The organism is Microcoleus sp. FACHB-672 (assembly GCF_014695725.1).
Lineage (GTDB): Bacteria > Cyanobacteriota > Cyanobacteriia > Cyanobacteriales > Oscillatoriaceae > FACHB-68.
Window position 1 is genome coordinate 240,887 of the sequence record NZ_JACJOU010000013.1, and the last position, 15,718, is coordinate 256,604.

Here is a 15,718-nt window from a genome sequence, read left to right on the forward strand (position 1 = left end):
TTGAACGGATACCGTATTTGACGTGAGAAATAAGTTATGAGACGTAAACCCGTGAATGCTGTGTAACCTTTTTACCTTCATACCGGCAACCCGCTTAAACGTAAGGTTGCCGGTGGCAGAACTCCCCATCGCCACGCGAATGCAGAGCGAGCGAGTTCTGTAATTACGGAACAGTTGCTCAACCGTCCTGATGTTCGGTCGGTGCCTTTGTTTACAGGCACCACCGGCTGCCGGTTGCCGTCTTACGTCTAAATGCTTCGCACTCCAATCCTGATCAGGGTTGGAGACAGCAGATACGCACGTTGGAGCGTTGCCGACTGTACTCTTTCAGTACAGTGCCTATTATCCGTTGCCGGGAGTGTCATAGTTACTACGCTATCTTTCGCCAGAAGAGAGACAATGGAATTAGGTAGAAAAAGTTAATATATTTTACCAGAGCGTTCTCGGTAATTTTCCCGATTTGTTGTCGTTGTTGAAGATAGTAATGCGAGGGGACACGTAAAAAAAAGTAAAAGACAAAGTGAGGGAATATTTAAGGCATCTTTCAACTTTAGGGCTTCAGTAGCTGTTGGCATCAAGCAATCTTTGGAAAACCCAACGAATCTACTAAATTAATAAAAAGACTGAGAAAAGCCATGAAGAATCAAAAACCAAGGGCACAGCCTCTATCCGTTTTTCGCACAAAGAAGGAGATCGTTAATATGCGAAAGCAAATAGTTAGTTTGATGATAGCGCTGCCGATGCTGCCCTGGCTGGGTGTGGAGCGGAGCTGGGCCGGCAATAGTAAGATGATCATGTTGGACAGCTCGGTTTTGCAATCAATAGCAAGAGTCGGTAAAGACAGCTTCAATTTTCCTCTGCCCATTTTGTCGGCACCCGTGGCAACTGGGCGGAAAACAAGAGAGTGCCGTTTATTGGGGATAAATTGTGATATCTGATGCGGCACGGGTTTCTCGTCAGTGAGTTTGTGGTGGTGAGTGAAGCAACGAACCTAACCTAAGTGGAAAAATTCAATCGGTTAAAACTGGATAGACTAAGATGTGTTGAGGGTTCTAACTTCAGGATTGGTTTATGCAAAAAATTAGCAATTTTGAAGTAATTTTTGATTGCTGCAAAGTTAAAAAGTTATTTCAGGATTCAAGTCGGCTCTCTCTGAGATTGCGCCAACCGGCTGCCGGTTAATCCCAGCGCCAATCGGGTTGAGAGTGCAGTTAAACAATCGGCAGACTTTTTATACTAAGTTCTAAAATAGCCAGTCTGGAGTGTACCTCACTCGCATCCAAATCAAGACAGGAACAACCAACAAAGGCAGAAACGGGGGAAGTGCGCTGATGAGCGGCTATCTATTTAATTTGTTGATTGAGATTAAGAGAAACTGTAGGGGCGTACCCACGTGTGCGCCCGCTTTACAGGCGATGGAGCGAGGAATTCGCAGATTTTAGTCCCCTCGCCGGCAAGACAAATTAAATGTGCTTTAGCTGATCCCTTTTTAGGGTGAATTTCGAGTTTACTCCCATCGGGCTAAAATGTTGATGGGCGTGCCGGCAAGAGCAGCCGAACTTACTTCTCCTCTCGCCCGGTGTTCGCAAAGCAAACCGGCAGCACTGAGTTTAATTGCTGAAAAGCTGCAATCAAGAAACGCTGCAATGACTTGAGCTGAGCCAAATACAAAGATTGCACAGGCTAAACAAATCACTAAAATAAGTGGAACTTATTGCCTGAACACACCAGTCACAAGGCGTGATAGGTAAAACAGGAAATTCAACGCGCTTTAGGCAGTATGTTGTTGTGGGAATAATAAAACATGACTGACCGCAGACCGAGCGAGCGCATACAAGGGGGGTGCTAACTTCAGATTAATTCGGTTTTGACAAAGGGATTTAAGGCATGATCGATCCGCACCGGCAACACGAAGATATCGCCACACAAAACAATAGCGCTTTGCGGACGCTCAACCGAGCGCTGACCCTTTCAGAAGGGCAATTTTCGTTAATTTTAGCGCGCTGCAACTACGCAACCCTGCGAGGGCGTATCGTAGAAAAGCTGCGGGAGCAATGTCCCGTTCAAATTCAAGAGCTGTTCTTGCCGGCATCTGTGAAGATGCTCTACGCCACCATCCAGACAGAACTGGCTAAAGAACAACCGGAAGCTTTGATGGTATTCGGCTTAGAGTCAGTCAGTGCCATCGATGAAGTCCTCACCTCAACCAATTTAGTTCGGGATGAATTTCCCCAAAGTTTTCGCTTTCCCCTGGTATTGTGGGTCAATGACGAAGTGCTGCAAAAGCTGATTCGCTTAGCACCCGATTTTGAAACCTACGCCACTGCTTTTGAATTTGCCCTCACCGCAGAAGAACTCATCGATTTCATCCGGCAAAACACAGAACGGGTATTTTCTGCGGTTTTGAATGCCGGTGCCGGCCAATTTTTGCCCAACTCCACCATCCTCAGTTCCCCTTCTTCCTCAGAACTGAAATCAGCCCGCACCGAGTTACAAAAGCGCGGAGTTAAGTTAGAACCCGCCTTAGAAGCCGGTCTGCAATTTATTTTAGGCCGTGATGACTATGCCAATCACCAAATAGAAGCCGCCCTAGAACACTATCAGCAAAGCTTGAACTTCTGGCAGGAACAAGTCAATAACCACCATCCCACACTCACCCAAATCCCGCTTTCCCCTCACCCGACATCGATTAGTTACCACAGCCCTGAGCTTTCGCTAGATCGACAGTGGCAGGGAGTCGTACTATTTCATATCGGGCTGTGTTATCGCCGACAAGCAGATCGGCATCGCGCGGAAAGCCGGCGCTACTTGCAAGAAGCGCGTCGCCACCTGGGACAGTGCATCGAGGTTTTTGAACAGGCGGGGCATCAGGACTTAGTCGCTAAATTTATCAACCAGCTAGGCGAAGTGCTGCGAGATTTAGAAGCCTGGGAAGACTTGGCCGTGCTCGCTCAAAAATCCTTGCAACTGCATCAAACCGGCACGCATCAAGTTCAACTGGCTCAAGATTATGGGTTTCTTGCAGAAGTCGCCTTGCACCAGTCTAACTGGCAACAGGCCCAGCAATACGCCCAGCAAGCTTTAACCATTCAGGCGGCTGCCCCAGTACAAGTGGCCCAAGCCGCAGCAACCGGGCCACATCACCGGGGTTTATATCTGTTGCTTTTGGCCCAAGCCCTGGATGAGCTGGGCCAGCATTCTGAAGCCGTTGCTCGACTCGAAACAGCCCGCCAAGAAAGTCAGCCGCAGTATGATCCGCAACTGTATCTCCAAATCTTGGAAAAGTTGCAAAAGCTGTACTTTCAGCAAAGCCGGTATTTAGACGCCTTTCATATTAAGCAAGAACAGCGAGCCATAGAAGCACAATATGGTTTCCGCGCCTTTATCGGGGCAGGCCGGCTGCAACCGCAACGGCACGCGATTAATCCCGCCTTAGAGCCGGTTTCTGCAACTGTTACTGAAGATATTACGGCTTCTGTGCGGCAGAAAGATGTCCAGCGTTTGCTAACCAGAATGAGCACAGCCCAGAATAAATTGACCGTTATTCATGGTCAGTCTGGGGTGGGCAAAAGTTCGATTGTCATGGCAGGGTTAGTGCCGGCTTTAAAACAAACCAACGTTGGCACTCGTGAAGCCTTGCCGGTGGTGCAGCAAGTCTACACCGACTGGATCGCGGAATTGGGGAAAACTTTAGTTCATGAACTAAAGACGCTGAAAAACGGTCGTTTTTCCCCAACTTCTAACCCAGCCACACTCAATTCAGCGGCATCGATTCTGGAACAATTACAAAAAAATGGTGAGCGCAATTTATTAACAGTTCTCATTTTTGATCAATTTGAAGAATTTTTCTTTGTTTGGAAAGAACAAGCAAAACGACAAGAATTTTTTGAATTTTTGCGAGTTTGTTTGAATATTCCCTATGTCAAAGTTATTATTGCCCTACGAGAAGATTACCTACATTATTTATTAGAATGCAGCCGTCTCACTCGACTGGATGCAATTGATAACGATATTCTTAGCAAAGATATTCTCTATTACTTGGGTAACTTTAATCCAAAAGATGCCACAGAAGTTATTAAAAACTTAACCGATAGAGCGCAGTTTTATTTAGAGCCGGCTCTGATCCAGGAATTAGTGCGGGATTTGGCAAGTGAAACTGGGGAAGTCCGTCCCATAGAATTGCAAGTGGTTGGGTCGCAACTGCAAGCAGAAAATATCACTACCCTCGAAGACTACGAGCAAAAAGGCCCGAAGCAAAAACTGGTAGAGCGATTTTTAGAAGAAGCCATCGAAGATTGTGGCCAAGAAAATGAAAACGCCGCTAGATTTGTGCTGTATTCCCTTACCGATGAAAATGATACCCGCCCCCTAAAAACTCGCGCTGAATTAGCCGCCGATTTAGCCTCACTTGAAGAAGCCAGCAAATTAGATTTAGTCTTAGAAATCTTAGTAGAATCGGGGTTAATATTTCGATTAAGAGAAGTGCCGGCAGAGCTTTACCAGCTCGTTCACGATTATCTGGTTGCCTTCATCCGCCAGCAGCAAAAATCTGACAGACAGGCGGAATTTGAAGAACTCCAAAAGCAAAATAAACTAAACCAAGATGAAATCGAGAAATTACGACGAGATAAAGAACTCCTCTCTCAATTAGCAAAAGCAAAAGAGGAAAAAAGTCAAGTGGAAGAGAGACTCAACCGTAATCAGAAATGGCAACTTCGAGCGGCTGTAGCCGGCCTTGTATTGCTGGCTGGCATGACTGCAATCGCATTTTACCTAAGGGAATTAGCAGAAAAAGCCCAGACTGAGGCATTGCAATCCGCATCTAAAGCGCTTGTCCTCTCGATTGATAACGATCAGCTAGGCGTCTTGGCAAACAGCGTCAAGATTGGTCAATCTGCTAAGGAGACATCATCCCTATCAGCAGAAATTAAAAGTCAGATTGCCCAACGACTCAGACAAACAGTTTCTAGAGTCCAAGAAAGCAACCGCTTAGTGGGACACAAAAACAACGTTTTGAGCGTTAGTTATAGCCCCGACGGCCAAACTATTGCCTCTGCCAGTGCAGACAGCACCATCAACCTCTGGCGGCCCGATGGCAAATTGCTGAGAACCTTAACCGGCCACGATGGGAATGTTACAAGCATTACCTTTAGCGCGGATGGTCAGACAATTGCCTCTGCCAGCTATGACAATACCATCAGACTTTGGGGTCTTAAGGATGGCAAATTGCTTAAAACGTTTAAAGGTACAAATAACAAAGGTACAAATAACAAAGTATTTTTTACCAGTATTAGTTTCAGTCCCGATGGCCAAATTATTGCCTCCGCCAGTACCGATAAAACGATTAATCTTTGGAATCTCGACGGCAAAGCGCTAAGAACACTCAAGGGACATAAAGACTGGGTAGTAGATGTCACTTTTAGTCCTGATAGCCAAACCCTTGCCTCTGCCAGTGTGGATGGCACCGTTAAACTGTGGAACAAGGCCGGTAAAGAACTCAAAATTTTAAATAAAGAGCATACAGGAGGCGTTTACAGAGTTAGCTTTAGCCCCAACGGCCAAACCTTCGCCTCTGCAAGTGCCGATAACACGATTAAACTCTGGCGTATTAGCGACGGCACAGTGATCAACACCCTCAAAGGGCACAGTGATGTCGTTTACAGCGTGAGTTTCAGCGGTGACGGCCAAACCCTGGCCTCTGGCAGCGCAGACAACACCGTCAAACTCTGGAATATTGATGGCACCGTCTTGAAAACCTTAAGAGGCCATCAAGATGTTATAAGGGCCGTGAGTTTTAGTCCAGACGGCCAAACTATTGCTTCTGCCAGCGATGACCAAACCGTTAAACTTTGGAGTCGCGACAGCACCCCTTTAGCCAGAACACTTGTTGGGCATAGTGACTGGGTTTACAGTGTGAGTTTTAGCCGCGATGGCCAGAGACTCGTCACAGGCAGCTGGGACAACACCGTCAAACTCTGGAACATTGACGGCACCTTAATCAAAAATTTAGATAAACATGAAGATGCCGTTAATTCAGTCAGTTTCAGTCCTGACGGTCAGTTTTTTGCTTCTGGGAGTTCAGACAGCACCGTTAAACTCTGGAGCAAAGACGGCACTTTAATCAAAAATTTAGATAAACATAAGGATGCAGTCAATAGTGTGACATTCAGCCCCGATGGTGAAATGATCGCCTCTGGGAGTGCAGATAATACGGTTAAACTTTGGAGCAAAGACGGCAAGGAACTCCAAACGCTTCAGCATAAGGATGCAGTCAATAGTGTGACATTTAGCCCCGATGGTGAAACGATTGCCACGGCAAGCGCGGACAAAATGGTTAAACTCTGGAGTAAGGCCGGTAAGGAATTCAAAACGCTCAACTATGAGGCAAGTATTAATAGTGTGGCTTTTAGCCCCGACGGTGAAATGATTGCCTCTGCGAGTGCAAGTCCAGATAATACCGTTAAGCTTTGGAGCAAAAATGGGGCATTGCTGAAAACCCTCCAGCATGATGCCAGTGTTAACAGCGTTGCATTTAGCCCCGACGGTGAAACGATTGCCACGGCAAGTGCGGATAAAATGGTTAAACTCTGGCGCACAGACGGGACTTTAATTGCCACGCTCAACTTAGACGATGTGGTTAATAGTGTGAACTTTAGCCCCGACGGCCAAACCCTTGCCTTAGCCAGCTCCGACAAAACTGTTATTCTATGGCGTGTGGGCGATCTGGATTTAGACAGTCTAATTGTGCGCGGTTGCGGTTGGCTGAAGGATTACTTGACGAATAATGCCGGCAGTGAAAGCGAAGGTCAGCTTTGTGATCGGGTAGCACCACGCTAGCTAGTAGTATTCAGAATAACCGAGCCAGATAAAAAGGAAATGAGCGGCTTATTTCAAAGGGTTTGAGTATTTCCTGGAACTGGCTAAAACCCGTCATAAAAAAGCGAGCGTGGCAAGTTAAGGCAGAGATTCAGGTTAATATCTATTATCTGAGTAATATATTTTAATGAATCAATATTTTCCCATAAAAATAATTTTGTATAGGTTTTTTGGAGTCTCTTTTTAACGTTTATAGCGGTTAATATTTTGGGTTATATACAGTTTGCACCCAGACTCTACTTCACCCACGCTATAAGCTTGCAATCATATTTCTAAAAAACGTTATAGCCAAGCAATTATAAATTTTAATCTCCTTTAGTAATTATATTAAATTTCAAGTTGACGGTGTAGTTAAAGACGATGTTGTCTGGTTGTTTCAATCCCTGATAAAGATTCAAGTGAATTGCAAGCTGCATCAATCCCCTGTGTTTCAATCCCTATCAGGGATTCAAGTGAATTGCAAGTGCCGGATATAAGCTTAGACCCGATTTTATCCCCCCTCTCTGGCAAACACCGACCCCTCCGCGCCACCGGCTTAACCAAAAAAATCCGATTAAATCTGTTTAAATCTGTAAAAACCTTTCTCGCCTTTCCCAGTCATTCACAAAGAACTTGGCCAGAAGCATAGAGTATAGTATACTCAACCGGCACTCATGCTAGATGCCGGCTATCACCGCCCCTACAAGCGGGAAATATCACTCAAAACTTGAGGGAAATCTAGCATGATAGAAAGTGACAGCCGGGGTTCCGGGAGTTTAAATCTAGCTGACGCGCGTTCTAGCCAGGGGTTCTATGGTGAGTTCTCATCTGGATCGAATTCAAGAACTGATCGCTGATATTGACGGAGTGCTGCGGCAGCCGAGTTCGCGCTTGCCGTGGATGGGAGAAACTGCAAAAGACTCGCGTCGGGTTCTAGAGCGAACTCGCAGCTATCTGCTAGAACTGCGGCAACAAATCGCTGCCAATGACTTCATGGCTCAAACCGCCATCGCACCGCCGGCAACAAACATCCAGCCGGTTCAAAGTTCCCCAACACCACAAAGCACCTCCGATCCGGTTTCCATTGAACAGGCACTACAAGCTGTTGTGCAAGACATGATGGGGTTACGCGCTAACCTTATGCAGCCCTTGCAGGCAGACGTAGAAGCCTTGCAGCGCGAACGCAACACCCTGCTGAAAGAAATCCGGCAACTGGACGCACAGCGACAGCAGCAGCACACCCTCGCCCAGCAGTCGGCTTACCAGCAGCAAATCATTTCAGAATTTTTGCAAGTGTTGATGGGGCGTGTACACGAGAGTTTGACTCAGCAAGTCAGCCAGACGCTCAATAATATCGAACACCAGCTTTTAAATTATGAATCGGTCGCCGGCTACCAAAACCCTGCCTTAGAAGGAGCGGGTGAACCTGAGCCACGTCCCTACATCCCCGTATGGGACCCATCCGCCGCATACCGGCAAGTTTCTGCCGCACCCCTTCACCCACGCCAACGCCTAGAGCAAATGCAGGCGCTCCAGCAAAAAAGCGACGAGCTATTAATGACGCTTGATTCTACTATCAGTGTCGTCTTTGAAGCCCTGCTGCGGAATGTTCACGGCTATGAAGAGTCTTTGTCCACCGGACTGGAAAAGATGCACAACTTGGGGCAGCAGGGTGAAACCATGTTTACTCACTTGGTTAATCACCTGGCGCTAAAGTTAGGACAAGAAGCAGCCGGCTTTTTGCAATCACCAACGCCGGTAGCGAATCTAGAACCGGCATCGGGCGAAATTCCCTCCCCAACAGCTTCACAAGCGAAATTGCCGGCCAGCGAGGCTAAGAAAAAGCGCGAGCTGTCTCCACCACCGGCACAAGCAAAAGCAACTGAAGCACAAGCCCAGACTAAAGCAAAACGACGTAGCGTTGAATCCACCGCAACACCGGCACAGAAAGGGGGCAAAAGCGGACAAGATCAAAACCCTGCAGGGGGAAGTCAAGGATCGGTTGAGCGGGAAAGCCCAGTAGAGTTAGAGTCGGCAGCCCTCTCTTTTGTAGAACCAGCGCCCAGCGTCCCAGACAATCAGGCAGTTATCGAAGAATTGCTGATGGATTTGGAAGTGGGATCTGCCAACTCCACCCAGTCACTCGATGCCCTCTTACCGACAACAGCAATTAATTCTGAAGCTACAGAAACAGAGCAAGAAGATTTTGATGCTTGGGTGGATCTGTTGGGCGCAGAATGGCAACAAGAAACAGCCGCGCCCACCCCTGAAACTTCCCCAACAGAAGCTGGGTTAACTGCTGGGGAAGTTTCAGCCGGCATGGAGCAACAGCTCAACGATCTGTATGACAATTTATTTGGGGTTGATGAAGAAGCAGTGCCGGCCCAATCGGCAGAGGCAGCCCCAGCCCCGTCAGAAAGTGCCGGCTTAAATTTATTTGAAGAAGCATTGTTTGAAGGCTTTACAGAAACGGCTGAGGGAAGCATTGAGACATCCTTACCCGCTCAAGCCACCGAGCCGGCAGCGCAGTCACTGGAAGAATTTCTATTTTTTGAGGACGAACCGGCAGCGGATCAAAGCCCTGAGAATCTTGAAGATTTATTTGAAGAAAAACCAGCAGAGGTCAATCTCAACACCTCACAAGTTGTTGCCGGATCGGCATCTGTGACGGAGGTTGCTGCAAATGGGGCAGACAATTCAGATGTGAAGGAAACGCCCTCGGACTTATTCCCAGAACCGGCAGCCCCCTTAGCCGCTAAACAACCCCCAGATACAACACCTCGCAAAGCTAAAAAAGAGCCGGCAGCGCAAACCAGTGACGAACCCGACGCTTTAAGTCTTTTTGATGACTGGGCGGCAGACAGCTACATCCCAGCCTCGCCCGATGAAAATCTGCTGCCAACTTCTATAGAGGAAGAAGATCCAGATCGTGATCTTGCCGTCAAGATCACAACTCTACAGCAACTCCAGAATGATCTTTTCAGCCTGGAAGGTTTTGACGATTTTAGTGCCGAGGCGCTTGATGTGCCGGCAGATTTAGACGTGGCTGTGAATGAGCGGACATCTGAGAAAGCAGGATCGCCCCTCGAACCGACACCCACGCCCCCGGAACGCCTGCCCCAACAAAATTGGGAAAGCACCACCCTTGGGCAGTGGGCGGAAGAAATAGAAGTTTCCCAAGCGCCGGCACCGACAAGCAGCCCAAATTTAGGGGCATCACCGGATGAGCTGAGTGTTTCGGACTTGGCAGCAACACCTGAAGAAGAAGCACTTTTAGCGAGTGTAGATGATTGGTTTGCCGAGTTGGCCGGTGAGAGCGAGGCTCTACCGGCAGACTGGCCAAACTCTAATCCTCCCCTAGCGCCCAGAAACACGCCAAACATGACCCTGGAAGAGGCTTTTGCCAGCATGAGTTCGGCAACCGCCTCGCCGGCACCCCAAGATTTATTTGAGTCTACCGATAGCACCCCAAAGGCAATCAGCAGCGCAGCGTCTGCTGAGGATGCCGGCAGCTCAACTCTTGACGATTTGTTTGCCAGCATGACTGAGGAACCCTCGGCACCCGTTCAGGGAGAGGCACCCGATTTATTTGAGCCACAAAATTGGAATCCCGCTCCCACCGGCACCGTTTCCCCCGACGACATGGGCACCTCAACCCTGGATGATCTGTTTGCCAGCTTGAGTGAGGATTTTCCGGTGTCCTCAGAGCCGAGTGTCACGGAGACGGAAGCATTCCCGACGCAGGATCTAGGCACCACAACCCTTGACAATCTGTTGACAAGTCCCTCTGAAGATTTCCCACCGTCCCGTGAGTCTGAGAAACCACGCCCAGTAGGCAGTTTGACAGATATGCTGGCGGATGAAGCCCTGCCACCTGTGGAACCGGCCCCCCCAGATTCCAGCAGTGAAAAAAAAAAGGATTTAAAGCCGGCAAACCTCCTGCAAGTCTTTGAGTTTGCCCCGCCTGAACCGGCTGGCATTGCAGAAAATCGGCTTGCTGAAACGCAGGAAGTAATTCAACCCGTTGCAAAAGCGCAACCGCCGGCGATTGTGCTTGAAGAGGAGCCAGGGGAAAAAATCTGGTATCTTGGCATTGATTTTGGCTCAACAGGACTATCGGCAGCGCTGCTGAACCGTCAAAGCTGTGAAGTTTATCCGGTTTACTGGATGGCAACGGAACCAGCCGAATCTGGAGTGCCGGTGGAACGTTTGTTTCGCTTATCCACGGCTGTCAGCCGGCCAGATATGAGTGCTGAGTGGGCTGTGGCAACTGAGAACAGCACGGGGATGCAGCTAGAGGACTTTAAGCCTTTTTTGAAGCTAGGCATGACCGGCACAAAAATTGACCAAGACGCCCTGAGTCACTCAGCGCTGCCGTGGGAGCCGGTTCTACAGTGGTCTGCCGGCGAAGAAATTCCTCTAAGCTGGCTGCAACAAGCGCTGGCAGCGCTGCTGGCAACGCTTAATCCCCTCAAGAATCCTCCAGAAACTGGTTTATTAACGGGTGCTGCCGGTCTGGAGTCGGCAACGTTTCAGTCGGCGCTGACTCAGTTGGCGGGGGTGTTTTTAAATCAGCCGGCGCAGTGGCCCGATAGCTACAGTTTTAATTTACGAGAGGCTGTGCTGGGTGCTGGGTTGGTGCGTCGCGCAGAGCAAGTTGTTGTGGTTGAGGATGCGATCGCAACGGTGCTGTCGGTTGTGCGGGGCGCTGCCGGTGAAACGTTAAGCGTGCCCAGCAGTGTTTCTCAAAAACTTGATCTGTTTAATGCGGACTCGTTGGGAGAGACGCTGATTTTAAGTGCCGGTGCGGTGACATCGGAATTGGCGCTGGTCAATTTGCCGGCCAATCTGCAAGATTTAACCTACAGTGACTTTAACTTTCTCAGTTGTCCTTATGCCGGTGATGCAATTGACCAAGATATTATTTGCCAATTGCTATTAAAAAGTGAACCGAGGGGCAAAACAGCTTTTACGTTTCCCGCTTTACAAGATTTACCCCAAGCCGGTCAGCCGGATCTGCACAAACGCTATCAATTGCAGCAGCTTTTGCACGGTTCAGCGGAGGGAAAGGCGCTTTTAGAAGCGGCGAAGCATTTGAAAGTGATTTTGCAACACCAAGATCGCTTTAATCTGGAGCTTGGAAACCAGCGCTGGACTTGCACTCGCAAGGAATTGGAAAGCCGCGTGTTTGTTCCGTTTGTTCAGCGCTTGAATCGAGAGCTGAATGTCCTGCTGAGCCAGACCGGCATTCAGCCGGTGGCCATCGACCAAGCGATTTGTACGGGTGCCACGGCTTCTCTGCCGGCGATCGCTCGCTGGTTACGGCAAAAACTTCCGAATGCCACGATTATTCAAGATACTTATCAAGATCGCCGTCCGCCGGCTTGCAGTCGCATCGCCTGCGGTTTGGCTGCGTTGCCTCTCCACCCTCAAGTTTTTGATATCCACCGGCAGCAGTATAGCGATTTCTTTTTACTAAGAGAACTTCTGAGTGCGTTTCCGAACTCTGCCTGTAATGTTGCGGAGATTGTGCGGTTACTCGAACGCAGAGGAATTAATACTCGTGCTTGTCAGGCGCGTATTTTTACGATCCTTGAGGGTGCGCTGCCTGCCGGTTTATTGCCAAGTGAGATCGATGCAGTGCTGCTGAATGAGGAGTGCCGGCAAGATCCTGATTTCCTCGGACTTAATGCCGCTCCCCTTTTCTATAAGGAAGATAATCAAACTTATCGTCCGAACCCTCAGCAATTTCAACGACTGCGAACCTATTTCAATCAGTTGGTGGCCGGCACCTATCAGCAATTAGAGGAGCCATTTACGGTGGATTTGGGGCAGCGTTTCCAAAAATCTGCATCGCTGTTGGACGTAAGTGCTCAAGACTGGTGAGCTGTTACCGCCGGCTATAGGGACGGGGTTGTCTCAACCCCGCTCAATTTTTCTCATAACTAGCATCAAATCTGATTGATTAGAACTGATTCATCAGAAACCGCAGGCTTCCTTGACAAGAATCTTGAAAGTTTTGCTCAACGGTTAAAAACCCGATTTACCCGCAAAATCAGCTTTTTTTGCCCCTGAACCCTCACCCCCTCACCCTATAACCCCCTCACCCTATAACCCTTTTTATTCTTAAAGGAGGAGGGAGTAATTGGCAATTTGGCAACAACAGGATTTGCTAGTTCCTGTAGGATAATCCTCAATCGTTCAGAAAAGAACCCAAGCGGAAAACTAACCTCTTTACTCCGACTTCTTTCCGGTAATTTCCTGAATTTCTTAGAGAAAAACATGAGAACTTTACAAAACCGTTGCTAATTCAAAGATTTCGTAAATCTCAGTATTTATCACAGGGATTTTATCTTGGAAGTCCCTTAATATATAGCCTAAGAACACCTGATTTCTATACAAGTTGTAGCCCAGCCGTGATTACTACTTCTAATTTCTCCACTTCCCTATCGAGCCATCCGTCTAGGTGTAACTCTACGAATGAGCTGATGTCGTATGAGCAAGAGTTGCATCCATCCGTAACGAATAAAGCCAAACGCCTGCTTGATATTTTGGGGGCTTTAGTTGGTTTAGCAATCGCTATTGTCTTTGCCATTCCAGTTGCATTTTTAATGCAGCTAGACAATCCAGGCCCGATACTTTACAGCCAAATTCGTTGCGGTTATAAAGGGAAAAAATTCCGAATTTGGAAGTTTCGTTCAATGGTTGTAGGAGCAGATCGGCTCAAGCATTTAGTGAATAACGAAGCGAATGGGCATATTTTTAAAAATGAGAATGACCCCCGCATCACCCATGTGGGCCGGTTCCTCAGACGTACTAGCTTAGATGAGCTACCGCAATTCTGGAACGTTTTGATCGGTGATATGAGTTTGGTAGGAACTAGACCCCCGACTCCCGACGAAGTTGAGCGGTATGAAAGCCATCACTGGCAACGCCTGAATGTTAAACCTGGTATAACCGGCGAATGGCAAGCGAACGGTCGCTCCTGTGTCAAAGATTTTGAAGAGATTGTTCGGATGGATCTGAATTACCAACGGAAGTGGTCAATTGTTTATGACATCAACTTGATATTAAAGACAATTGCAGTTGTTTTGAATAAGAGTGGCGCTTGCTAAGCACAGCAAAGAGTAATCGCAAGGCTTGTATATAGTTCTCGTTTAACCTGCGCTTGCAGGTTTTTTTATTAAGTGCTGAGTTGTCAGTAAAAGTCTATTTGGGATGCTTTTGTATAAAAGTATTGGGCGGGCAGGAAGCTTTCTTCTCAAACTTTTACCAGCATCTCTAAAATTTAAACTCCAAAATTGATATAAGCTGGTAGCCAGTCGCCGTGTTTTAAAAATTAATGACGCTTGCTAGCTGGATTACTTTATCTCGTCTTTTAGGAGTTCCCTTTCTCCTTTATTTGCTGCACAACCCAACGCCAGCACACCGATGGATTGCTTTAACCATTTTTCTGGTGGCTGCCGGCACAGATTGGCTAGATGGGTATGTCGCTCGAAAATTCAACCAAATTACTGATCTGGGTAAGTTTCTTGATCCCTTGGTGGATAAGTTGCTTGTACTTGCGCCTTTGCTGGCATTTATAGAACTTAATTGGGTGCCGGCATGGGGCGTATTTTTAATTTTGGCGCGGGAATTAACGATAGCCGGTTGGCGGGTTAATCAAAAAACGATTGCCGGTGCCAATATTTGGGGCAAGCTCAAAACTGTGAGCCAAATTCTGGCAATCGCGCTTTTGCTTGCACCAACGCCTGATAGCTGGAAAACCCCTAACCTCATTGCTTTTTGGGTTTCCGTCGCTTTCACTTTAATTTCTGGCGCGATTTATTTGTTCCCCCCAAAAAGCAATCAGCCATCTGCTGCCGGCAGTACCTTAGACAGCTGATGACTGATTGCTGATGCAAATTTCTGACTGTGTAGTTGTGTCGATTGAAACTAAAGATTTTAATCTTTGTTAGACGGCACGCACGCCCGGTTTTCTCGCTCCCACAGAAGCGCCAATCATTGAGGCGACTAACCCTAACAAAGAGCCGAAGATGAAGGACCAAGCTGCTTTGGCTGTGTTACCGGCAATGTTGCGAGCTTCAGCGTTGTTGATATTGGGGGCGTTGTTGGGTACGTTAGCACCACCGGACTGTTGCGCCTGGTTAATGATTTCTCCAGCATTCGAGGCGACAACGCCGAAGGTTCCCGATACTCCACTCGCCAGCAACCAAGAACTGATTGCTAAAGTGGTTGCCCAAAGAATGGCACCATTTAACAGAGCGGTTTTACTGTTCATCGGGCCACAAGTGCGGGCCATCACCCAACCGCCAAGAAATAAAGCAATCAGCAAACTGATGATTGCCCAAATGCCCACGCCCAAGGCAGCATCACCGGCATCCGCTCCAGACGCGCCGGCACCCAGCCCAATTGCAGCGCCTAAAGCACTTAAAACCAGTTGGGTGCTAATCGCAATGACAATTCCCGCAAAGATCGGACCCCATCTGACGCGATCGTGGTAGTCAACGACCGGATTTACAACAACAGATTCACCTACTCTATTTTCTGTGCGCTCTGAGTATGACATAAACTCTTTACCCCATTTCACTACTGCTATATTGTCTATTTCCAATTAGAGCAATCTTATTGGATACTTAATTTTAGGTATAATTTCAGTCTGGTATATCTATCGCTAGATAGAAGAAGAAGTTGAACAGCCTGCCTATCTAAGGGCGCTTTCTTCAATCAAATATCTACCGTTAGATAGACTTATATTGGAGTTTTGTATTGAATTCTTGCGGAGTTATTGATACAAAGCTTATTGAATTAATGAAATTTACGCTACGCTTATGCCCGAATCCTTTCTCAAAGATTTTTAATT

General features: G+C 47.7%; 7 protein-coding genes. 4 read left to right on the plus strand and 3 right to left on the minus strand.

Annotated features, from left to right (window positions below):
- Window positions 1–77: 77 nt before the first annotated feature.
- Window positions 78–221, minus strand: a complete 144-nt coding sequence (locus tag H6F56_RS08895; protein ID WP_190666943.1) for a hypothetical protein — start codon at window positions 219–221, stop codon at window positions 78–80.
- Window positions 222–1,507: 1,286 nt separating this feature from the next.
- Window positions 1,508–1,696 (minus strand): hypothetical protein, encoded by a 189-nt coding sequence (locus H6F56_RS08900; protein ID WP_190666945.1) that lies wholly within the window; start codon window positions 1,694–1,696, stop codon window positions 1,508–1,510.
- Between the two features lie 191 nt (window positions 1,697–1,887).
- Here H6F56_RS08900 and H6F56_RS08905 point away from each other — a divergent pair, with 191 nt between their 5' ends.
- The 4 genes from H6F56_RS08905 (at window position 1,888) to pgsA (ending at window position 14,740) form a co-directional block, all read left to right on the plus strand.
- A complete protein-coding gene (locus H6F56_RS08905; protein WP_190666947.1) occupies window positions 1,888–6,837 on the plus strand; it encodes an eIF2A-related protein in 4,950 nt (1,649 codons plus the stop codon).
- A gap of 831 nt (window positions 6,838–7,668) precedes the next feature.
- The gene (locus H6F56_RS08910; protein WP_190666949.1) at window positions 7,669–12,741 is read left to right on the plus strand and encodes a hypothetical protein; all 5,073 of its coding nucleotides are present in this window, start codon (window positions 7,669–7,671) and stop codon (window positions 12,739–12,741) included.
- A gap of 602 nt (window positions 12,742–13,343) precedes the next feature.
- Window positions 13,344–13,970, plus strand: a complete 627-nt coding sequence (locus tag H6F56_RS08915; protein ID WP_190666951.1) for a sugar transferase — start codon at window positions 13,344–13,346, stop codon at window positions 13,968–13,970.
- A gap of 227 nt (window positions 13,971–14,197) precedes the next feature.
- Window positions 14,198–14,740 (plus strand): CDP-diacylglycerol--glycerol-3-phosphate 3-phosphatidyltransferase, encoded by a 543-nt coding sequence (gene pgsA / locus H6F56_RS08920; RefSeq protein ID WP_190666953.1) that lies wholly within the window; start codon window positions 14,198–14,200, stop codon window positions 14,738–14,740.
- 69 nt (window positions 14,741–14,809) lie between these two features.
- Here the strand turns inward: pgsA and H6F56_RS08925 are convergent, their stop codons facing one another.
- On the minus strand, window positions 14,810–15,424 hold the full coding sequence (locus tag H6F56_RS08925; protein ID WP_190666955.1) for a hypothetical protein: 615 nt from the start codon (window positions 15,422–15,424) through the stop codon (window positions 14,810–14,812).
- Between the last annotated feature and the right edge of the window lie 294 nt (window positions 15,425–15,718).